This window comes from Sphingopyxis sp. BSNA05 (assembly GCF_013265645.1).
Taxonomy (GTDB): domain Bacteria; phylum Pseudomonadota; class Alphaproteobacteria; order Sphingomonadales; family Sphingomonadaceae; genus Parasphingorhabdus.
The window spans coordinates 41,411-63,432 of sequence record NZ_PYIA01000051.1 but is presented as its reverse complement, the minus strand read 5'-3'; the positions used below and the strand labels follow the sequence as shown (position 1 = coordinate 63,432).

At 58.6% G+C, this 22,022-nt stretch carries 16 protein-coding genes and 7 pseudogenes; 16 read left to right on the top strand and 7 right to left on the bottom strand.

What is annotated here, in order from left to right; translation table 11 throughout:
- A partial coding sequence (locus tag C8024_RS05690; protein ID WP_254305605.1) for a glutamate--tRNA ligase family protein occupies nucleotides 1–593 on the bottom strand: 593 nt, incomplete at its 3' end.
- 87 nt (nucleotides 594–680) lie between these two features.
- Here C8024_RS05690 and C8024_RS05685 point away from each other — a divergent pair.
- On the top strand, nucleotides 681–1,247 hold the full coding sequence (locus C8024_RS05685) for an HNH endonuclease (RefSeq protein ID WP_067197854.1): 567 nt from the start codon (nucleotides 681–683) through the stop codon (nucleotides 1,245–1,247).
- A gap of 26 nt (nucleotides 1,248–1,273) precedes the next feature.
- On the opposite strand, the gene C8024_RS05680 is transcribed toward C8024_RS05685, so the two are convergent.
- Nucleotides 1,274–1,684, bottom strand: a complete 411-nt coding sequence (locus C8024_RS05680; protein ID WP_100092684.1) for a response regulator transcription factor — start codon at nucleotides 1,682–1,684, stop codon at nucleotides 1,274–1,276.
- Nucleotides 1,685–2,126: 442 nt separating this feature from the next.
- On the opposite strand from C8024_RS05680, the gene ppc reads away from it, so the two are divergent.
- The 8 genes and pseudogenes from ppc to C8024_RS05640 all read left to right on the top strand — a co-directional run bounded on the left by ppc (nucleotide 2,127) and on the right by C8024_RS05640 (nucleotide 12,387).
- Complete coding sequence (gene ppc / locus C8024_RS05675) at nucleotides 2,127–4,814, top strand: phosphoenolpyruvate carboxylase (protein WP_173203383.1); 2,688 nt, start codon at nucleotides 2,127–2,129, stop codon at nucleotides 4,812–4,814.
- 129 nt (nucleotides 4,815–4,943) lie between these two features.
- Nucleotides 4,944–6,929 (top strand): molybdopterin-dependent oxidoreductase, encoded by a 1,986-nt coding sequence (locus tag C8024_RS05670; RefSeq protein WP_173203381.1) that lies wholly within the window; start codon nucleotides 4,944–4,946, stop codon nucleotides 6,927–6,929.
- A complete protein-coding gene (locus tag C8024_RS21015; protein WP_254305607.1) occupies nucleotides 6,815–7,081 on the top strand; it encodes a molybdopterin dinucleotide binding domain-containing protein in 267 nt (88 codons plus the stop codon). The genes C8024_RS05670 and C8024_RS21015 overlap by 115 nt, the downstream gene beginning before the upstream one ends.
- An 18-nt stretch (nucleotides 7,082–7,099) precedes the next feature.
- On the top strand, nucleotides 7,100–8,395 hold the full coding sequence (locus tag C8024_RS05660; protein ID WP_173203393.1) for an aromatic ring-hydroxylating dioxygenase subunit alpha: 1,296 nt from the start codon (nucleotides 7,100–7,102) through the stop codon (nucleotides 8,393–8,395).
- 138 nt (nucleotides 8,396–8,533) lie between these two features.
- Complete coding sequence (locus C8024_RS05655) at nucleotides 8,534–9,193, top strand: SDR family oxidoreductase (RefSeq protein WP_367947175.1); 660 nt, start codon at nucleotides 8,534–8,536, stop codon at nucleotides 9,191–9,193.
- 89 nt (nucleotides 9,194–9,282) lie between these two features.
- Nucleotides 9,283–10,345 (top strand): annotated as a pseudogene (obgE, locus tag C8024_RS05650) (GTPase ObgE).
- Nucleotides 10,330–11,450: pseudogene (proB, locus tag C8024_RS05645) on the top strand (glutamate 5-kinase). The pseudogenes obgE and proB overlap by 16 nt, the downstream one beginning before the upstream one ends.
- Nucleotides 11,451–11,455: 5 nt before the next feature.
- A pseudogene (locus tag C8024_RS05640) lies at nucleotides 11,456–12,387 on the top strand (NAD-dependent epimerase/dehydratase family protein).
- Here C8024_RS05640 and C8024_RS21010 read toward each other — a convergent pair.
- The gene (locus tag C8024_RS21010) at nucleotides 12,388–12,585 is read right to left on the bottom strand and encodes a Pycsar system effector family protein (protein ID WP_254305606.1); all 198 of its coding nucleotides are present in this window, start codon (nucleotides 12,583–12,585) and stop codon (nucleotides 12,388–12,390) included.
- Here C8024_RS21010 and C8024_RS21005 point away from each other — a divergent pair, their 5' ends adjacent.
- The 5 genes and pseudogenes from C8024_RS21005 to C8024_RS05615 all read left to right on the top strand — a co-directional run bounded on the left by C8024_RS21005 (nucleotide 12,586) and on the right by C8024_RS05615 (nucleotide 15,947).
- On the top strand, nucleotides 12,586–12,849 hold the full coding sequence (locus C8024_RS21005; protein WP_254305604.1) for a hypothetical protein: 264 nt from the start codon (nucleotides 12,586–12,588) through the stop codon (nucleotides 12,847–12,849).
- Between the two features lie 225 nt (nucleotides 12,850–13,074).
- A complete protein-coding gene (locus C8024_RS05630) occupies nucleotides 13,075–13,320 on the top strand; it encodes an acyl carrier protein (RefSeq protein WP_173203379.1) in 246 nt (81 codons plus the stop codon).
- A 91-nt stretch (nucleotides 13,321–13,411) separates the two neighbouring features.
- Nucleotides 13,412–14,610 (top strand): annotated as a pseudogene (locus C8024_RS05625) (aminotransferase class I/II-fold pyridoxal phosphate-dependent enzyme).
- 154 nt (nucleotides 14,611–14,764) lie between these two features.
- A complete protein-coding gene (locus C8024_RS05620; protein ID WP_173203377.1) occupies nucleotides 14,765–15,145 on the top strand; it encodes a hypothetical protein in 381 nt (126 codons plus the stop codon).
- Nucleotides 15,138–15,947 (top strand): enoyl-CoA hydratase/isomerase family protein, encoded by an 810-nt coding sequence (locus C8024_RS05615; RefSeq protein WP_217272014.1) that lies wholly within the window; start codon nucleotides 15,138–15,140, stop codon nucleotides 15,945–15,947. Before C8024_RS05620 ends, C8024_RS05615 begins: the two co-directional genes overlap by 8 nt.
- A 99-nt stretch (nucleotides 15,948–16,046) precedes the next feature.
- Here C8024_RS05615 and C8024_RS05610 read toward each other — a convergent pair.
- From C8024_RS05610 to C8024_RS05600, 3 genes and pseudogenes are all read right to left on the bottom strand, one after another.
- Nucleotides 16,047–16,962: pseudogene (locus C8024_RS05610) on the bottom strand (hypothetical protein).
- 15 nt (nucleotides 16,963–16,977) lie between these two features.
- Nucleotides 16,978–17,951: pseudogene (locus C8024_RS05605) on the bottom strand (diacylglycerol kinase family protein).
- A 35-nt stretch (nucleotides 17,952–17,986) separates the two neighbouring features.
- Complete coding sequence (locus tag C8024_RS05600; RefSeq protein WP_173203373.1) at nucleotides 17,987–18,469, bottom strand: DUF2141 domain-containing protein; 483 nt, start codon at nucleotides 18,467–18,469, stop codon at nucleotides 17,987–17,989.
- Between the two features lie 132 nt (nucleotides 18,470–18,601).
- Between C8024_RS05600 and lptF the strand changes: the two genes are divergently transcribed.
- Together lptF and lptG are read left to right on the top strand one after the other, a co-directional pair.
- Nucleotides 18,602–19,807 (top strand): LPS export ABC transporter permease LptF, encoded by a 1,206-nt coding sequence (lptF, locus tag C8024_RS05595; protein WP_100095399.1) that lies wholly within the window; start codon nucleotides 18,602–18,604, stop codon nucleotides 19,805–19,807.
- 6 nt (nucleotides 19,808–19,813) lie between these two features.
- Nucleotides 19,814–20,901 (top strand): annotated as a pseudogene (gene lptG, locus C8024_RS05590) (LPS export ABC transporter permease LptG).
- Between the two features lie 5 nt (nucleotides 20,902–20,906).
- Here lptG and C8024_RS05585 read toward each other — a convergent pair.
- Nucleotides 20,907–22,007 carry a fatty acid desaturase gene (locus C8024_RS05585; RefSeq protein WP_173203371.1) on the bottom strand — a complete coding sequence of 367 codons (1,101 nt, stop codon included), beginning with the start codon at nucleotides 22,005–22,007 and terminating at the stop codon, nucleotides 20,907–20,909.
- Nucleotides 22,008–22,022 lie beyond the last annotated feature (15 nt).

Genomic DNA, 22,022 nt, shown 5'->3' with positions numbered 1-22,022 from the left:
GCCGCCGGCGTGTCCTTCGGCACAAGAATTACGTCGCCTAGCCGTCCGGGATCGCTGGATTGCTTGCCATGCCGTTCGTCGACCCATTCCAGCGGCCCAGTCATCGCAGCCGCCTTCGCCACGTCGAGCCGCCAGCTATGCGGTTCGGTCGCTGCCCGGTTCCTTGCCAGTTCCGGATCGAGATGCCGGCACGTTCCGGTATAGATCGGCCCGTCAGGGCCTTCCGGCTGCGGACCGTCTTCCTGCAACTTCCGCATATCCGACCGGGTGCAGAAGCAGGGATATAATAAGCCCATCGCCCTGAGCCGAGCCGCCGCCGCCGCATAGCTTTCCAGTCGTCGGGACTGGAAAATAACATCCCCGTCCCAGTCCAGACCCAGCCAGCGCAGGTCGTCCATGATCGCCGTGACGAATTCGGGTCGGCTGCGACCGCTGTCGATATCCTCAATCCGGAGCAGGAACCGGCCTCCGCGCGACCGGGCAAAATCATGCGCCACCATTGCGGCATAGGCGTGACCCAAATGCAACAATCCGTTGGGGCTAGGGGCAAAACGCACCACAATATGTCGATTCAATTGCCCACTTGACGTCATAAGCCGGATAATGTTCTTTGTGTAACAGTCATGTCACGTTCTTAGGCATAAAGAGCAGACAGTAAAGGACAAGGGAGACAGACGCTAATGTATCACCCCGACCTGCAAAGGCATCCGGAAAGCTGCCCCTCGCTTGTCCTCAACGCTGACTATACGCCTCTGTCTTATTATCCGCTCAGCCTGTGGCCATGGCAGACCGCGATCAAAGCGGTATTTCTCGACCGGGTGGACATTATTTCCAGCTATGAGCGCGAAGTGCACAGCCCCAATCTCGACATGAAAATCCCGTCGGTGATTGCCCTGAAGAAATATATCAAGCCGTCCGAATATCCAGCCTTCACACGTTTCAACCTGTTCCTGCGCGACAAGTTCGAGTGCCAATATTGCGGATCACCGGATAATCTGACTTTCGATCATGTTATCCCGCGCCGGCAGAAAGGCCGCACGACATGGGAGAATGTCGCCACCGCTTGCCTGCCCTGCAATCTCAAGAAAGGCGGCCGGACACCCAAGGAAGCACATATGCAGCTCGCCAATCGGCCGATCAAGCCGACCAGCTGGCATTTGCAGGAACATGGCCGGGCCTTTCCACCCAACTTCCTGCACGATACGTGGCATGACTGGTTATATTGGGATATCGAGCTGGAAAGCTAGGCCGCGCCGGGCCCTGACAGCTGATATCAGACGTAACGCATCGGCAGTTTTTGCGTTTCCCTGCGCTTCTGGACATTGTCCAGCATGGTTTCGACAACGACGACCAGTTCGTCGGGATCGAACGGTTTCTTCAGATAGTCGGTCGCTCCCGCTTCCAGCGCGATACGTTCATCGGCGGCTGACGAGCGTCCCGTCAGCATTAGCACCGGCGTGGCAAAAAGCTCGTGATGGTTGCGAATCCGGCGAACCACTTCGACGCCACCCATTCCCGGCATGCTGCAATCGAGGATGATCAGATCGGGATTTTTCGCCTTGGCAACCTTGAGCGCTGTCAGGCCGTCACCGATCACGCCCACGGCATGACCCGCATCCATCAGCGTGTCACGAACGAGCTCTGCGGCCAGTTCGTCATCCTCGGCATAAATAATTCGCGCCATAAAAATCTCCTTGATCGAACAAGATAGCCGAAATTGGTTAATTATTTTCCTATAGCCTGCATACGGAGATCAGGTCGCTTTCAGAAGCGCGCCAGCCAGAGATTTCTGCCACTTCTTGGCACTATCCCCACGATAACAGCGCGCTTGCCGATCGAGCGCGGCAGCTGCATGGCCAAATTCTCCATTGCCGGAAAATGCGGCGAAACCAGCCCATTATTGGGCGGCTTTGGTTAATTCGCCAATACGCGCCTTGTCGGAAATATCTCCTCTCGTTAACCATGATATGTGCAGCCGCTTTCATCGCTCGCGTGCTGGCTGAGCTGTCCCGGGCCCGGCCTGCGGTTCCCGATATCGCTTCCGCCCCTGATCCAGATGCGAAAACCAGCCGAAGGATGCATCGATACCCCTTGACCGATTATCTGCCGCAGTGCAGCATATCGACATGACACAATCCCTCACCGTCCGCCAAAATCCAGACATCAAATATCTCGGCAAATTGCTGGGCGATGTCATTCGTTCCTATGGCGGGGAGGAGCTGTACCGACGCACCGAATATATCCGCTCGACCAGCGTCGATCGCCATCGCGGGCTGGCCGATGCGGATGCGATTGATCCCGGTCTTGATGCGCTGTCACTCGACGAGACGCTCGCCTTTGTCCGCGGCTTCATGCTGTTTTCCCTGCTCGCCAATCTTGCCGAGGACCGGCAGGGCGTCGCGGCCGAAAAAGGCGCCACGGTGGTCGAGGCGATCGAACTGCTCGCCAGCGAGGGCGTTGACCGGGACGCGATCCTGGAGCTGCTCGACGAGGCGCTGATCGCGCCGGTGCTGACCGCCCATCCGACCGAGGTACGGCGCAAGAGTATCATCGACCATAAATCCCGGATTGCCGAACTGTTGTTGATGAAGGACGAAGGGGAATCCGAAACGCCGCAGGGCGACATGCTCGACGCCGCGATCCTGCGCCAGATCGCTCTGCTCTGGCAGACCCGTCCGCTGCGCCGCGAGCGCCTGTTCGTTACCGACGAAGTACAGATTTCACAGAGCTATATGAAGGATGTCTTCCTTCCCGTCCTGCCCCGGCTCTATGCAAAATGGGAACGGACCCTGGGCGCGCGCCTGCCGAGCTTCCTGAAACTCAACAGCTGGATCGGCGGCGATCGCGACGGGAACCCCTTCGTCGACGCCGGCGCGATGGAAGAGGCCCTGTCGCGCGCGGCCGAAACCGTCATCGGCTATTATCTGATGTGCGTGCACACATTGGGCGCAGAACTGTCCATCTCCACCGAACTGGCCGAAGTGCCGGAAGCGGTGCTGGAACTCGCCGAGGCCAGTGGCGATGACTCGCTGAGCCGCAAGGACGAACCCTATCGCCGCGCCTTGTCGGGCATCTATGCAAAATTGTCGGCCACCCATCTCAAGCTTTGCGGCCATGTTCCCGGCCGTGCATCGACGATTACCGCCGAGGCCTATGACAATCCGCAGCAATTGCGCGAGGAACTGGTCATTCTTGCGCAGGGCCTCAAGTCGGCCGGCAAGGGTGTCTTTGCAACATCGGGGGCGCTTGGCCGCCTGATCCGGACGGTCGAACTGTTCGGCTTCCATCTCGCAACCCTCGATATGCGTCAGAACAGCAAGGTTCACGAACGCGTGGTCGCCGAATTGCTGAAACAGGCGGGTGTCGAAGATGACTATCTGGCGCTGGACGAAGCGGCACGGGTCAAGCGGCTGCGCGCCGAGCTGGCCAACAACCGGCCACTGGCGAGCCCGTGGATCACCTATAGCGACGAGACCGCGAAGGAATTGTCGATCATCCGCGCCGCCGCCGAAGCGCATCGCAAATATGGCCCCGAGGTCATTACCAATTATAATATCAGCAACGGCGAGAGCGTTTCCGACATCTTGGAAGTCTATGTCCTGTTGATGGAAACCGGCCTCTATCACGCACCCACCGAAGACAGTGATTCACCGTCCTGCCCGGTCATGGCTGTGCCTTTGTTCGAGACCGTCGCCGATTTGGAAAATGCCCCCGAGGTGATGGCCGGTTTCTTCGCCCTTCCGGAAATGCACGCTCTGGCGAAGGGCCGCGGGCATCAGGAAGTGATGATCGGTTATTCGGACAGCAACAAGGACGGCGGCTATCTCACCTCGACCTGGAGCCTGTTCAAGGCGAGCGACGCCCTCACACCGATATTCGCCGAGGCGGGCATAAAAATGCAGCTATTCCATGGGCGCGGCGGTGCCGTGGGCCGTGGTGGCGGCTCGGCCTTCGGCGCCATCAAGGCACAGCCCAAGGGCACTGTTGCCGGCCGCATCCGGATCACCGAACAGGGCGAAGTGATCGCCGCGAAATATGGCACAGAAGATGTCGCGGAAGCCAATCTGGAAGCAATGACCTCCGCCGTGCTGATCAATTCGCTCGAGCCGGACCGGACCGACAGCAAGGTACAGGCCGACCATGCCGCGGCAATGGACGAAATCTCGCAGGTCGCATTCACCGAATATCGCGATCTGGTCTATGGCGACGACAGTTTCCGGACTTTCTTCCGGCAGATGACCCCCCTGACGGAAATTGCCAAACTCAAGATCGGTTCGCGCCCGGCCAGCCGGACGAAGAGCGACAAGATCGAAGATCTGCGCGCCATTCCCTGGGTGTTCAGCTGGGCCCAGGCCCGCGTCATGCTGCCCGGCTGGTACGGTGTCGGGCAAGCGCTTACCGGTTTTGACGACAAGGCGAAACTGAAAGACATGGCACAGAGCTGGCCGTTTTTTCAGGCCTCTCTCTCCAATATGGAAATGGTCTTGGCCAAGTCCGACATGGGCATAGCCGCCCGCTATGCGGAGCTGGTCGAGGACAAGGACATGGGGCAGGCCTTTTTCGGCCGCATCCGGTCCAGCTGGTATCAGACCCGCGATATATTGCTCGACATCACCGACCAGCCGCACCTGCTGGCGAAAAGCCCGGCGCTGTTCAACAGCATCGAGTTGCGCCTGCCCTATATCGAGCCGCTCAACCATCTCCAGATCGAGCTGATGAAACGCCTGCGCGCCGGCGAGGACGACCCCCGCATCGGCGAAGGCATCCAGCTGTCGCTCAACGCTATTGCGACAGCACTGCGCAACAGCGGCTGATTTGCAGGCCCATCTCGGGCCCGCATGGACGAAATTCTGCTGTGGACCGAAAAGCGGTTTTACGAGCATTTTTGTCAGTCGCCTGCACCATTTGTCGCGCCTAAACTTCTCCGAAATTAGGAGAGATTCATGGCTGTCGAAACCAAGCGTAGTTTTTGCCGTTTTTGCCACGCAAGTTGCGCGATGATCGTCGAGGTGGAAGACGATAAGGTCAAATCCGTGCGCGGCGATAAGGAAGACCATCTGTTCCACGGTTATACCTGCATCAAGGGGCGCCAGTTGCCCGACATGCACAATCTTCCCGACCGGATGATCACCAGCAAAATCCGCCAGCCGGATGGCAGTTTCAAGGATATCCCGACCGCAGAAGCGCTCAAACTGGCCGGCGCGCAGATGAAGAAAATGGTCGAGGAACACGGGCCGCACAGCATCGCGGTCTATTGCGGCACCAACGCTTTCCAGAACAGCGCCGTACTCGGCACCTCCTATGCCTTCGCCCAGGGCATTGGCTCGCGCAACTGGTATACCAGCGTCACCGTCGACCAGCCGGCCAAGGTGTTTACCACCGCGCGCTATGGCATGTGGATGGGCGGCGGCAACGCCTTTACCGAATCCGACGTCGCCATGTTTGTCGGCAACAACCCGATCGTCTCCCATTATTCAGGCGGCATGCCGACATCCTCGCCCTCGCGCGGCCTGCGCGATGCCAAGGAACGCGGTCTCAAGGTCATCGTCGTCGATCCGCGGGTCAGTGAAATGGGCAAGCTGGCGGACATCTATCTGCCGGTAAAACCGGGTGAAGACCCTGCCCTGCTCGCCGGTATGCTCAACGTGATCTTCGAAGAAAAGCTGTTCGACCAGAATTTCGTCGCCGCCCATGTCGATGGCGTTGCCGAGCTGGAAGCTGCCGTCAAACCGATGACGCCCGATGTCGCCGCCAAGCGCGCCGGGGTCGACAAGGATCAGCTGATCGCCGCCGCCCGCATGTTCGCTGGCGCCAACAAGGGACGCGTCGTCACCGGCACCGGTCCGGAAATGGCCGGCAATGGTACGCTCACCGAATATCTGGTGGCGTCGCTCAACATTCTCTGCGCCCGTTTCAACCAGGAAGGCGAGCGGGTTTCCGCGCCGATGGTCTTCAACCCGCTGATGGGCGGCCCCCGGAAAGCGCAAGTCGCGCCCAAAATGCCGACCTTTGGCGAAGGCTTCCCGAAATCACGCATCCGCGGTCTCGGCCATCTCGGAAAGGAAATGCCGTGCAATGTGCTGGCCGATGAGATCCTGACGCCCGGCGAAGGCCAGATCAAGGCGCTGATCTCGATCGGCGGCAATCCCGAGATCGCCTTCCCGGACCAGCAGAAGGTCCGCCGCGCGCTGGATGAATGCGAATTGTTCATCCAGGTCGATCCGTGGATGTCCGCCAGCGCCAAACGCGCCGACATGATCCTTGCGCCCTCCATGTGCCTCGAACGCGAAGACATCAACAATGTCTCTGACGCCTTTACCGAAGAAGCTTATGGCCATTATACCGAGGCAATGGTGCCGCCGCCCGGCGACACGATGGACGAATATGAAATGCTGTGGTGGCTGGCCAAGCATATGGGCATCGAGATGAACTTCCCCGGTGGCTCCGTGTCGATGGAGACCTGCCCCGATAAGGCGACCGTCCTAGATCTGATTTCCGAAGGTTCGCTGCTCAAGCCCAGCAAGGCCAAGGCCGATGCGGCGGCGCTGGAGCGCAAGGGCGCGGCCATCACATACGACGAACTGCACCCCGTCGTCGGCCCGGCCGATCCGGATGCGCAGGAGAAATTCGATCTCAACGCCGGCGCCATGCCCAGCGAGCTTCTCGACTATGCCGCCAATGATCCGGTCGAGAGCGGCTTCGATTTCCGCCTGATCTCCCGCCGCTCCAAGCATCGCTATAACAGCAACGGCCACACCTTCCCGAAACTGGTCGAAAAATGCCGACCAACCCGGCCTTCTTCAACCCCGGGGATCTGGCCGCTGCAGGCATTGAAGATGGCGCGATCATCGAGATCAGCTCTCCCACCGCCTCGATTTTCGGTCTCGCCAAGGCCGACGAGAAAGTCCGGCCGGGAGTCATCTCGATGAGCCATGCCTTTGGCGACAGTGAAGCAGGCAAGGGCGACGTGATGACCAAGGGCGGCTCGACCAACCGGCTGATCGTCGACAATGACCATCTCGATCCGATCACCGGGCAAGCGATGCAGAGCGCGATACCGGTCAGGATTGCCGCTGCCTAGGGAGTTGATATCATGCCGATGAGCGAGAATTATATCGATCAGATGAAACGTCTGATGGAATGGGAGGCCTCCCGCGCCGCGCCGCCCGAGGGGTTCCCGCGCCTGCCTGATTTGCCCGCTGGCCGCTATACAAGCCAGGAATATTATGATCTCGAGCAGCAATATCTGTGGAAGAAGACCTGGTTGTTCGCCGGTCATATTGATGAAGTCCCTGATCCGGGTTGCTTCATGAAATGGGAGCAGATCGGCGACCCCATCATCATCGTGCACGGCATGGATGGCGAAATACGCGCTTTCTACAACACCTGCCGTCATCGCGGCGCACCCGTGGTGACCGAAGAAAAGGGCAAGACGCCGCGGCTGATGTGCGGCTATCACAACTGGACCTACAAGACCGACGGAACCCTGGTCGGCGTTCCGGAAAAACAGGATTTCGGACCCGATTTCGACATGTCCTGCCGCAGCCTGATCCCAGTGCGATGCGAGCGGCTGGGCAATCTGATTTTCGTGAATTTCGATGAAGAGGCGATGCCGCTCAAACAATGGCTGGGACCTGTCTGGGACGAGTGGAAAGAATTCCGCTTTGACAAGATCAAGCTTGCCGCCCGCCACAGTTTTGACCTGAAGTGCAACTGGAAGGTGGCGATGGAGGCCAATATGGAGGTCTATCACGTACCCTTCATCCATCCCGACACAGTAGCGCCGCTCGTCGACAGCAAGCGCAATGTGAACACCATCTATCCCAATGGCCATGCCCGGATGCTCGCCCCTGCCCCGGAGCAGACCGACCGTGAGCATGTCCGGGCTATTGACAGCCCGCCCCACTGGCAGGAGATCGAAGGCGTCGGAGAATTTGGCCGGACTTGCACGCAAAGCTATACGATGTTTCCCAACTGGGTCTCTCCGCTGAGCAACTATTTCGTCCCGCCGCTGATTTTCTGGCCGACTTCGCTGAATACGACGCGGATCGAGCTGGTAACCATGGCGATGGACTGGGGTGATGGCCCCGCGCCGGATCTCTGGACCGTTCCGGACGAGAGCAAGCCCAATGGCCGCGATATGTCGCCGATCATCCTCGAGGACACGCAATTTGGCGAGATGATCCAGAAATCAATGGAAAGCGACGGTTTCAAGAGCGTGCCGCTCAGCTATCAGGAAGCACGAATCTACAGCTTTCACCAGACGTGCGACAAGATGATCGGCCTCAGCCGGGTGCCGGAACATCTGGCCGTCGAGCAGGTGATCGGCGAAGAGTGGGTCTATCCCAATGATCCCCGCGTCGCGCAGATGGATCAGATGGAAGCGGCGGAATAGCAGCTGGACGCATTAGCGACAGGGCGACAACCGGGAGAGATTTATGGGACGCGTGCAGGACAAGATCATATTGCTCACCGGCGGGGCCATGGGACTGGGCAAGGCCGCTGCAAAGCGCCTGATCGAGGAAGCGCGCGGGTGATCATCACCGATCATAATGCCGAAGCGGGAGCCGCAACCGCAGCGGAGCTTGGCGAGAAGGCGGAGTTTCTCGAGCAGAATGTTACCAATCCGGATCGCTGGAGCGAAATCATTGCCCATGTCGAGGGGGAATATGGCCGGCTCGATGTTCTGGTCAACAATGCCGCGGTCACGGTTTTCGGTTCGATCGCGGACGTCAGCTACGAGGATTTCAAACGCTGTTACACCGTCGATGTCGACTCGATCTTTCTGGGATGCAAGACAGCCCTGCCGCTGATGAGCAAGACGGGCGGGTCGATCATCAACCTTTCCTCCGCCGCCGCGATTAATGCTAGCGCCGATCTGATCGCCTATAACAGCGCAAAGGCGGCGATTCCGATGCTGACCAAATCGATCGCGCTCTACTGCGCGCGCGAGAAGAACAGGGTGCGGGTCAACGCGGTCCTCCCTGGTACGATCATGACGCCCAACGTCCGCAGCGTCATCGACGGGACGCCCAACCCTGCCGAAACCGAAGAATCCTTCGCGCTCGCCCAGCCGGTCGGTCATATGGGCGAACCCGATGATATCGCGCATCTGATCGTCTATCTTGCTTCGGATGAAAGCAAATTCGCCACCGGCGCGGCCTTCGCAGTCGACGGGGGTCTTAGCATCTAGCCTGTCCGGCCAGCCAGCGGACAAGGACAATTTCGTTATATTGCAGCAAAGCCTAGCCTTTCCCGCACCAAATCCCTAAATGCTGCAACATGCATTTTCTCGATCAAGCCAAAATCTATGTCAGCTCGGGCCAGGGCGGCCCTGGCGCTGTCAGTTTCCGGCGTGAAAAATATATCCAATATGGCGGCCCCGATGGCGGCAATGGCGGCAAAGGCGGCGATATCGTGTTCGAGGCCGTCGAAGGTCTGAACACATTGATCGACTTCCGCTATGCCCAGCATTTCAGAGCGCCGCGCGGCAAGGGTGGCGCCGGCCGCAACCGGACCGGCGCGGGTGGCGATGATCTGGTCATCAAAGTGCCCGTCGGCACGCAGATCCTGTCCGAAGACAAGGACCATGTGCTGCTCGATTTCACCCGCGAAGGCCAGCGCGCCACATTTCTGGAAGGCGGGATCGGCGGCCGCGGCAACGCCAGCTACAAAAGCTCGACCAACCGTGCGCCCCGTCAGCACCAGCCCGGTGAACCGGGTGAGGAAGCAGCCGTCTGGTTGCGACTGAAGCTGATCGCGGACGCGGGCCTTGTCGGCCTGCCCAATGCCGGCAAGTCGACCCTGATCAACAAGGTGACCAATGCCGGTGCCAAGGTCGGCGCTATCCGTTCACCACCATCCATCCCCAACTCGGCGTGGTTCGGCACAAGAGCCGCGAATTCGTGCTTGCCGATATTCCCGGTCTGATTGAGGCGCAGCCGACGGGGCCGGTATCGGCGACCGCTTTCTCGGTCATATCGAGCGGTGCAAGATTTTGCTCCATCTCATCGATGCGACCGGTGATGATCCGGTGAAAGCCTGGAAAACGGTCACCAAGGAACTGGAAAAATATGGCGGCGGCCTTGCCGAGAAGCCACAAATCCTGGCGCTCAACAAGGCGGACCTGCTGGACGAAGAACTGATGACCGACATCGCCGGTCAATTGCGCGCCGCCGGTGCGGAACATGTACTCCCGGTATCGGGCGCGACCGGCGAGGGTCTCGATGCCGCGCTCGACAAGATATTGGAAGCGGTTGGCGAGAATAGTTCGATCGAGCGCAAGGGTCAGGCGTCGCTAGCCTCTGATGAAGAGGATAAACCCAAGGACTGGTCACCGTTGTGAACGCTGCAAAGCCGGAAACGATTGTCGTCAAGGTCGGCTCGTCGCTGCTGGTCGGAGAGGACGGAAAGCCACGGCGGGACTGGCTTCAAACGCTGGTCGCCGATATCGCCAAGCGCCATCAGGCGGGCGACAATCTCATCATCGTGTCATCGGGATCGATCGCCCTCGGCGCACGCAAGCTTGGCCTTGAACACGGCGGCCGTTCCAGTCTCGCAGACGCGCAAGCGGCGGCCTCGGTCGGGCAGATCGCGCTGAGCAGCCTGTGGTCGGAATTGCTGGCAGAATATCAGATCACCGCTGCCCAGATGCTGCTCACGCTGGACGACATGGAAGATCGCAAGCGCTATCTCAACGCCACCGCGACGCTGGAAAAGCTGATCGAGCATCGCGCCATTGCCGTGATCAACGAAAACGACAGCGTCGCCACCGACGAGATCCGCTTTGGCGACAATGACAGGCTTGCCGCGCGGGTCGGCCAAGCGGCATCTGCCGACCGGGTCTTGCTGCTCTCAGACATCGACGGTCTTTACGACCGTCGGGAGGATAGCGAGGCTTACGGACAGTTTATCGGCGTGGTCGAAACGGTCGATGAATCGATCATGGCGATGGCCGATGGTAGCTCGTCCTCCGGACTGGGTTCGGGCGGGATGACATCCAAGCTGGAAGCGGCGAAGATTGCCAATCTTGCCGGGATCGAGCTGTCGATCATCTCCGGGCGCCAGGACCATCCGCTCGAGCGCTATGCACTGACCAATGTCGGGACCTGTTCAAGGCCCGCGACGGTGCCAATGCCCGCAAGGCGTGGCTGGGCGGGCGTCTCACCTCGGCCGGATCGATCACTGTCGATGCCGGTGCGGTCGCTGCCCTGCAATCCGGCAACAGCCTTCTGGCAGCCGGGATCATCACGATTGATGGCCAGTTCGAACGTAGCGATGTGGTGGAGATCAGGGACGAGGATGGGCTGACAATCGCCCGCGGTCTGGCCGAATATAATGCACTCGACTGCGCCAAGATCATCGGTCGCCGCAGTTCGGAACTGGAGGCCCTGCTCGGCTATGCGCCGCGCAGCGCCGTGGTCCATCGCAACCAGATGGTGATGGTCTAGTCGCGATGACCGGCACCGCTCGCAAGACAGTCGCGATCACCGGCGCGACCGGCTTTGTGGGCAGCCGCATGCTCGATCTGGTGGTTCGGGAAGGATATGACGCGCGCGCGCTGACCCGGCGCAAGCAGGATGACCGTCCGGGCGTCACCTGGGTGCGCGGTGCGCTGGACGACAAGGCAAGCCTCGCAAGATTATGCAGCGGCGCGGATATGGTTTTGCACATTGCCGGCGTGGTCAACGCGCCGGACCGGGCAGGCTTTGAAGCGGGGAATGTTGCGGGAACACTGGCCGTCATAGAGGCTGCAAAACGGGCGGGAACCAAACGCTTCATCCATGTGTCCTCGCTCGCCGCCACCCAGCCGCAGCTGTCCATCTATGGCGAGACCAAAGCCAAGGCCGAAAAGCTGGTCAAGACCAGCGGCCTCGACTGGACGATCCTTCGCCCACCCGCGGTCTATGGCCCGGGTGACGGCGAGTTTCTCGACCTGTTCAAAATGGCCCGACTGGGGTTCGTGACCCTGCCCCCTGATGCTGACGGCCTTTTATCGGTGATCCACGTCCAGGATCTGTGTCAGGCTTTGCTTGCCCTGTTGCCGGAACAGGAAGATTTTACCGCCCAGATTTTCGAGGTCGATGACGGCAAGCCGGGCGGCTGGACGCAGGCCGGTTTTGCCAAGGCGATAGGTCAGGCGATGGGCAAACGCGTCGCCACGGTCGGTATACCGAAATCCCTATTGCGTTTCGCTGCCAGGGCGGACCGTCTGGCGCGCGGCGACAAAGCCAAGCTTACCGCAGACCGGGTCAATTATTTTGCCATGACGACTGGACGATAGACCCGCGAAGGCGTCTGCCGACGCAATTATGGCAGGCACAGATCGAGACGCGCCAGGGCCTCAAGGATACCGCAACATGGTATCGCCACAACGACTGGCTGTAATCAGGACTGGAAAATCGGTCCGGCGAACTGTTCGTAAACATAGGTGACGAAGGTCAGCGTGAGACCAATCAGAAACACCCGATAGGCCCAGCCGAGAAAGCGATATTTCTTGTGTTCCAGAATCTGCCCCATTTGGTAGATATCGCGCAGCATCGCCCGATAGGTTGATTCCTGGGTGCGCAATTCGGTTTCCAGCAGATGTTCGATGAACTCGTCTTCGCTGACCTTCGAAAAACCACCAAAAACAGCATGTTTGGAGAACTGTCCTTCCGAGGCCTGACCGAAGGCATCACCGCCAGCGCCGCCAGACCAGCGGACCCGAAAGCCGAAATCGCGAGGATGAGCAGCGGCAGGGAAATTGTCCCGGCGTGGCTCTGGCCGATAGCCAGCGTGAAAACGACAAAGGTCGCGCCGATCAGCATATTTGCCTTGTTATCGGCCATAACGCTCAATTGCACATGATGGCGCTGGGTTGTTCCCAGCGCATATACAACTTCGTCCGGCCATTTGCTGCCTTCGTCCATGATTACTTCCCCAAATGGTGGACTGCGATAAGGCAGAAGAGTGGCAGAAAGCACATGATTGGGCAAGACAAGGCACGCATTGTGCCGCTTTTGCGCCTTATTCGCTTGCCAATGGTGCGCATGTCTTGGCAAAGGTCGGGAATAGCAATTTTGAAAGCATATTATGGCAAATCGCGAAGAAATCATGACCAAGATCAGCGAACTGATCGGACCGTTCAACAACAAGGGCGTCGAACTTGCGCCGACCACCACCTTTCAGGGTGATCTCGAATGGGACAGTCTGACGGTCATGGACTTCGTCGCTGCCGTTGAGGACGAATTTGATATCATCATCACCATGAACATGCAGGCCGAAATCGAAACCGTCGGCCAGCTCGCCGATGCCGTCGCGAAGTTGATGGAAAACTAGAGCCAGACACCCGTTCGCCCTGAGATAGAATAGGGGTCGCACGAGCGGGTGGTTGGTACTTCGACAGGCTCAGGACTAACGGAAGTAAAGCATGACCGATCTACTCAGTAAATTTGACCCGCTCATCCAGGAGCGTGAGAATCTCCTCGCGACGGGCGTCAAGGACCCGTTTTCGCTGGTGATGGAAGAGGTTATCTCGCCCACTGTCGCCGTCTGCAACGGCAAGGAAACTATTCTCCTCGGCACCTATAATTATATGGGCATGACCTTTGACGATGACGTGCGTAAGGCCGGCCTGAAAGCGCTGGAAGAATTTGGCTCCGGCACCACCGGCAGCCGCGTGCTCAACGGGACCTACAGCCTGCACCGCGATTGCGAGGATGCGCTGAAGGAATTTTACGACATGGACCACGCGATGGTCTTTTCTACCGGCTATCAGGCCAATCTCGGGATCATCTCCACGCTCGCCGGCAAGGGCGACTATGTCATTCTCGACATCGACAGCCATGCGTCGATCTATGATGGCTGCGCGATGGGCAATGCCGAGATCGTCGCTTTCCGTCACAATGATGTCGAAGCGCTGGAAAAGCGGCTGAAACGCCTGCCCGCCGAGGCCGTCAAGCTGGTCGTGCTTGAAGGCGTCTATTCGATGCTCGGCGATGTCGCACCGCTCAAGGAAATGGTCCGCATCTGCAAGGAAAACGGCGCGATGGTGCTGGTCGACGAGGCCCACTCGATGGGCTTCATCGGCGAAAACGGCCGCGGCGTCTGCGAAGCGCAGGGCGTGATCGACGACGTTGATTTCATCATCGGCACGTTCAGCAAAAGCGTCGGCACGGTCGGCGGCTTCTGCGTCTCCAACCATCCGAAATTCGAAATATTACGGCTGGTCTGCCGCCCCTATGTGTTCACCGCCAGCCTGCCACCCAGCGTGATGGCAACGGCGAGTACCTCGATCCGCAAGCTGATGCACAGCGGCAACAAGCGCGCGCATCTCTGGGAGAATAGCAAGAAACTGCACAAGGGCCTGCGCGACCTCGGTTTCACCCTCGGCACGCCCGAAGCGCAAAGCGCGATCATCGCGGTGATCATGCCGGATCTCGAAAAAGGCGCGATGATGTGGCAGGCGCTGCTCGCGGAGGCCTATATGTCAATCTGGCGAGACCGCCCGCGACACCGGCCAATATGACACTGCTGCGCTGTTCGCTTTGTGCCGAACATACGAGCGAGCAAGTCGACCAGATTCTCGGCATGTTTGAAGCGGCTGGCAAGGCTGTTGGGGCGATTTGATGCCAGTCATAAATAGACATCAGATTCAATTGTTTCTGATCGCTATTTTCTCTATTTTGGCCTAGCAGCATGTGATGGCCAAAAAGCCCAAGCTCCCTCGGATAAACTCATAACTGAAACAAAGTCTATCGAAGTCTATCCTCACGCCAAGTCGGTGCGTTTATTCATTGAAGACCTACCACTCAACGTCGATGGCTTCTTTGGCACGAGCAATCCCGATGGGGTCGAGTTGACTTCCGACGAACGAATGATGTTTGAAAAAGCCATCACTCGTCAAATCATCGTTCAACGTCCCGAAAGTGGCGAAGGTGCCTACGAAGAAGCATGTTTTATTCCCCACCATTTCTTCCGATATTTTAATGAATTGGGAAAACTGGTTGGCGAAATAGAAATTTGCTTTTGTTGCGATGGCGGGTTGGCCAATCCAGCATTGATCGAACCCACTGATGATCAGTGGGTCCAATATGACATAGCAACAATCAAGAAATTGGTTCAATCTATGGACCTTCCAACGGACGTAAACTGTGATGAATAATCCTATCCTCATCGAACAGCGCGGCGCGATAGAAATCCTGACGCTCAACCGCCCCGACAAACTCAACACGATGAACGAGGAAATGATCTTCGCGCTGCAGGATTACTTCCGCGAGTTACAAAAACGCACAGAGGTCCGGGTCGTATTGTTCCGCGCCGAAGGCCGCGCCTTTTGCGCTGGTCTCGATATCGGCGGCTGGAAAAATGACGGATCGGCCGGCCAGGTGCAGCATGTCTGGCGGACGCAGCGATCGATCGCCACGGTCATGCAATTGATGCGGCAATGCCCGCAGCCGATTATCGCGCTAGCGCAAGGCGCGGCCTGCGGCGGAGGCCTCTCGCTATTACTGGCCAGCGATGTCCGTTTCGGCGCGCCGTCGCTCAAGATGAATGCGGCCTATATCAAGATTGGTCTCGGCGGTTGCGACATGGGTTCCAGCTATTTCCTGCCGCGCATGGTCGGTGCTTCGATTGCATCGGAATTGATCCTGACCGGTCGCTTCATCCACGCCGAACGGGCCGAGAAATACGGGCTGATCAGTGAAATGGTCGAGGAGGACAAACTGCTATCGACCGGCCTGTCCCTGGCCGAGGAGATGCTCGACACCGCGCCAATGGGCCTGCGCCTGTCGAAGGATGCGCTCAATCGCAATATCGACGCGCAGAGCTTTGAAGCGGCACTGGCGATCGAAGACCGGCAGCAGGTGATGCTCTCGATGACCGAAGACAGCCGCGAGGCGGCGAAGGCCTTTTTGCCAAGAGGAAGCCGGATTACAAGGACCGTTAGCATCTCGTCATCCTGAATTTGTTTCAGGATCTCGTCACTCTTGCCACCATCTTCCGGTTCGGCGCCCGGGGTCCTGAAACAAGTTCAGGATGACGGAATCATTTGCATGACGGGCTCACTTGATCGCTCCACCCGCAATCAACCGCGGCAGCATCACCAGCGCGCCCAATATCGGCCATTTGCGTTGCCACGGTTTGATCACATAATCCGTCCCGGCGTGGCGGTTGATCTTCCACGCCAGATAGTCGATCCCGCCGGCATAAGTCGCGGACGCCTTGGCCAGTCTGGCGAGCGTGAGAATTTTGCCGTTGCGCCGCAATTGCCGCCATCTTTTTCAACCGCATCACGGGATGCGACAATTTTGAGTTTCCGGCCTCGCGCCTCGTCCCGTTCGGCAATCGTCGCCATCACGGCCGGACCAAAGCGGGCATAGCGATCAGGATCAGAGTCCACCACCGAACCGGAGCGGTCCTTTCGCTCGGCTCGCAGCTCCGCGCCATAGGTCAGTTCGAAACCCCGTTTCCAGAGATCGACGATATGATGTTCCGTGTCGATATCCATCATCGGAAAAGTCATATCGAACAAGGTGATGGAAGCGCCTTCGATCGCTTCAACCACCTTCGTCTGCGCCATTTCGTCGGCCTGCCACACCAGCCGCGAGGGTTGGGCAAATCGGGCCCAGACGCTGACCGCGCTGGCGCCAATGCGGTTCAGCCTGTGAAAATCCTTCTCGCTGAGGACCGCCACCTTGGCAACCAGTCCGTCATGTTCCGCCGGGAAGACATTGGGCGGCAAGCGCCGGTTCGCTGCCGCCAGCCAGCTTTTCCATAAGCCGCCTCGTAATCCGAAACGATCAGATAAAAATCGAGCATCTGCCCGTCGAGCTCGGTGGAGCGCAGGCAGGAACCGTAGAATAGTACCGCCCGCGACGCCTCGCCATATTGCGCGGCAATCGAGGAGGCAAAGGCCGACACCCGGCTGTCGACGGGCTGGGCCAGTTCCTGTGCAATCAATGTCTTAAGTTCGCTCACGCGAAACGCCTTAGCTCAGGCGGCGAGCCGAAGGAAGGATACTGGCTTGGTTGATTTCAGCACGATCGGTTGTCCCGGCTGGGCGGAGAAAAGCTCGCCATCCATCAGGACATTGCTGCCGTCGCCCTCGATCCGGATCATGTCTCCGCGTTCCAGATGGATACCCTTCTGGACATTTCTTCCCAGCCGACCGAAAATCACCGAGAGCAGAAAACGCACTATCGCTCCGGCCTGCTGGTCAATGGCCAGAAACTGCATGCGGCCAATCGCATTCTTGTTCCGCATGGATCGCTTCATCAGCAACAGCTTCTCCAGCGTGGTGACGATCAACACCGCAAAATTGCCCTGGAACTGACCATCACGAATCAGCGATATCTTGATCGGCGTCGACCGCTTCGGCAAAAACTTGCCCTTTATTCCAAACAAACGGAGGCCAGTGCGGCGAAAACCGTCAGCACATGCGCGGCCGCGTTGGGCAGGCCCAGCGGATAGATCTTGTGCCGGCAATAGAGAATGAATTCCGACAGTCCGGCTCCGCCGAGAAACATGCCGAGCACGACCTTGCTATCCTTGCTGCCGTCGGACAGCGCGATCAGTTCCCGGTCGACGAGATGTTCGTGCAAATCGTGTTTGGCTAGCTCGACGATCCGTTCCAGCGCCTTCAGCGGATTGCCCTCGGCGCCCAGATCAAGTGCGATCAGGTTCGTCTTGCCATTGGGCAGTACCGCAACCGGTGGCGGATTGTCGCCGAAATGACCACCCTGGTGCAATTCGGTCAGCGCTGCCTGCACCGTGCCGTCACCGCCGTTGATGACCAGCACCTTCGGCTTCACACGGGCGATGGTCTCCAGCGCCTTGGCAATTTCATCGACATGATCGACTTCATAGTGGAAAACATCGCTGTTCTTCACGCAATAGGAGCGCACTTCTGGCAAAATCGACCGGTTTCCGGTTGAGTTCGGATTGGAAAGAAGTGCGACATTTGCCATGAATTAGCCCCAAATTGTCCCGCGTACTGAATACATCACATATATTTCATGGTGATGCGGATGGATTTAACCTCATTGCCAAGGGCAAATTTGGTTTTCTTGTAACTTGGCTTGCCAAGGTTGAAGATGTTGATGCTCGGATTGTTCGACATGCCGCCGCCGTCGCTGGACAGGTCGGTCTTGCCGTTGCCGTTAAGGTCGTGACGCACCGCAATCGCATATTCGCCGGTCTGGCTGAACGGCAGGCAGAAAGTCATGTTCTTCGCGCTGACCGGCACTTCGATGCGCGAGAGCCAGGCGCCGCTTTTCAGCCATTCGTCCTTGGTGCCACGATAGCTCTGGACGCGAACCTTGCCAGTGGCTTCTTTCAGACCTTCGATTTCCACTTTTACAGCGGGTCCCTTGCCGGACTGGCACTGGCGCATGTCATTGGGTATGACGCGACCGCCGGCAAATGCAGGGGCAGAAGAAAGCAAAATAGTAGTCGATAATGCGATAGATGCCGCAAATTTCAACATGACGTAGTAACTCCTAGTCGTTATACCCGCGCCATTACTCCGGCACGGACAAGAATCAGCCCCCCGATCTACCGATTGCTATGGATTTGATTTGCGGCGAAAACATGGTGAGAGGTAGACAACAAGTTGAAACTGCTGACTTCCACTGATCGCTATCTGGCAAAATTGATAGCGGTGCCCCTGTTCAGCACATTGGTGATCGCGGCGATGCTGCTGGTGCTGGAAAAAATGCTGCGTCTTTTCGATTTTGTCGCGGCAGAAGGCGGCCCCGTCAGCGTCGTCTGGCGGATGCTGGCCAATCTTATCCCCGAATATCTGTCGCTTGGCATTCCGATCGGTCTGCTGCTCGGGATCCTGCTCGCATTTCGCCAGCTTGCCCTGAGTTCCGAACTCGATGTTTTCCGCGCAGTAGGACAGGGTTACGGACGGTTGCTCCGGGTACCCTATCTGTTCACCATCGCCCTGATGCTGGTCAATCTGGCGCTGGTCGGTTTCATCCAGCCACTCTCGCGCTATTATTACGAGGAATTACGCTTCGAATTGCGGTCAGGCGCGCTCGGCGCGTCGATCAAGGTTGGCGAATTCACCAATCTGGGGAACCGGATGACCCTGCGGATCGAGGAAAGTCGCGACAACGGGACGAAATTGAGCGGGATGTTCGTCCGCGCCGAGAACAAGAAAGGGCAGACTGTCTCGGTCACTGCGAAAAACGGCCAGTTTCTGGCGACTGACGATCCCGACACGATCATCCTGCGGCTCACCGACGGCGTTCTGGTCCATGACGCACCGAATTACGAAAAGCCGCGGATATTAAGCTTCAGCAACCATGATCTGCCGATCGACCTGCCCGATATCGAGACGTTCCGGTCGCGCGGTGGCAAGGATCTGGAATATACGATACCCGAACTGGTCCGGGTCGGACAGGATCAAAACCGGCCGGTTGCCGAACGCAACGAAAGCCGCGCCAATTTCCATTTCCGCATGGTCGAGGTGGTGATGATGCTGCTCTTGCCGCTCTTGGCGGTGGCGCTCGCAGTTCCCCCGAAACGCTCCAGTTCCGCGCTCGGCGTATTCCTGTCGATCATCATGATTGTGACCTATCACAAGGTCAACGAATATGGCGAGGACGTCGGGGCTCTGGGCCTTATCGATCCGATCATCGCCCTGTGGCTGCCCTTCTGCCTGTTCGCCGCGCTGATCATATGGATGTATCATGTCGCAGCCCATGTGCCGGGCGGCCAGCCGATCGGTGCTCTGGAAAAGGCCTTCTCCAAATTCGGTGGGGTTTTCAAGGGGCTGCTCAATTTCAATCGCAAACGCGCATTGATGAAGGAATAGCCGGACATGGATTTTTTCCCATCCCGTACCCTTGCCATCTATATGGCAAAGATGTTCATCATCCGGACGCTGGCGGTGCTGGCACTGCTGGTGCTGGTGTTGCAGGCGCTCGACCTGCTCGGCGAAAGCGGCAAGATCATGGCCTATGAAGGCAATGGCGAGGCCGAACTCTGGACCTATGTTTCCCTGCGCGCACCGCAGCTTGTCGCCCGTTTTCTGCCCTTTTCGGTTCTGCTCGGGACGATCATCACCCTCGCCACCCTGAACCAGAACAGCGAAGTCATCTCGATGAAGGCGGGTGGCCTTTCCGCCCATCAGATTCTCGCACCATTGATCGTCACCAGCATGGGCGTGGCGCTATTGTCCTTCATATTCAATGAAACCATCGTCGCGCCTGCCACCGCCCGACTGTCGCAATGGGAGAAAGTCGAATTTGGCCCGATCCCGGCGGAGAGCAACGTCCGCACCAATGTCTGGGTGAAGGATGGCAATAATCTGATAAACGCGCGGACCGTGACCGGCCGCGGCAAGGATGTCCTGTTGCAGGACATCACCATCTACAATCGCACCGGCAACGGGCTCAAAAGCCTGATGCAGGGCAAGGAAGCGCGATTCACCGGCGAAGGCTGGAAAGTCACCGACGTCACCCAGTTCGATGTCAGCACGGGAACGGAGGAGACAAAAGCCGAGCTGATGATCGGCGATTCGATCCGGCCGGACCAGTTCACGCTGACCAATGTCGATGCGGACAGCCTGTCGATTTTGCGTTGCGCACGGCGATTGACGAACTCGAACGTGCGGGCCGTCCGACGATGAGTCTCAAGGCCGGCTGGTGGCACAAGATTTCCGGACCGATGTCCTCGATCCTGATGCCGTTGCTCGGGGCTGTCGCCGCTTTCGGTCTGGCCCGGTCCGGACAGCTGTTCCTGCGCGCTGTGATCGGCATGGCGCTCGGCTTTGCCTATTTTGTCGCCGACAATTTCGCGCTCGCGATGGGGAATATCGGCGCTTATCCGACCTTGCTGGCGGCCTGGGCACCGTTCATGCTGTTCTTCCTGATCGGCGAAACCGTGCTGATCCGGACCGAGGAATAGCCGCTTCAATTTCTCCCGGCGCTGCCCCGCACGAGTCCGGTGATCAGAGTCCACAGACTGTCATGATCCGCCCGGTAGAATTTGGAGTCGCTCGGCAATTCCGCCGCCAGACGGCGATGCGCTTCGCCCAGGCTGTGATAGGGAACCCCCGGCAACAGATGGTGCAGCGCGTGATAGCGCAGGCCCACCGGCGCCCATAAGGCAGGCAGGGTTGCCGGCGGCGGGACATTGACGCTGTCGAGATATTGCGCGGTCACGCTCATTTCCTGTCCGTCATTTTCCCAAAGATGGGCAACCAGCGTGCGAATCTGGTTCAGCACCACGCTGCCCGACATAACCGCCAGAAAAATCAGAAAGGCGCGCAGCGGGATGACGTCGGTCGCGACCATGGCCAGCAAAGCGATCGCCCAGACACTGGCGCCGATTTCGCAGGCCAGCCAGCGGCGTTTGAGGTCACCCTCGGGCGGCTTGCGGCGGAATTCGGGATTGATGATCAACCCCGAATAGCGTTCGACGACAAGCTTGTGCAGCGGCGGTATCACAGCGGACAGCGGGCTGAGAACGGCATAGCGGAACAACAACGCCACCGGCGCCAGCGCCGCGACAATCACGAACAACGGCACCGACCAGGGCTTCATCAGCGCCAGCGGCAAATATTCCGGGTCTTCCACCGTGCCATATTTCTTGGTCCGGTGATGGATGCTGTGAATGCCCTCGTACATGAAAGATGGAATCAGCATCGGCACGCCAAACAGGGCATTCCACGCGAAATGGAAGCCGGGCAGCGCATTGCGCCGGACATGGGTGAGTTCATGAATGAAGCTCCCAGCCCGGTATAGCGCCAGCACCGCGATCAGACCGAACGCGATGGCGATACCGGTCGACTGGCTGATAATGGCGCCGGCGAGCGAGCCATAGCCCACGGCCACCGATGCCAGGAAATCCGCCCAATAGATGACCGGCCTGGGCGTATTGAGGTCGCGCGTGACCTTGGCCGCCGTGCGGATCAGCTCGACATCCTCGGGAACGGGCACAGCCGCGTTGATCCGGCGCGGATCTGCCGCTGCCGCTGGCGAATTTTTCGGAGAAATAGTTGTCGAACTCATAAACACCTGCATTAT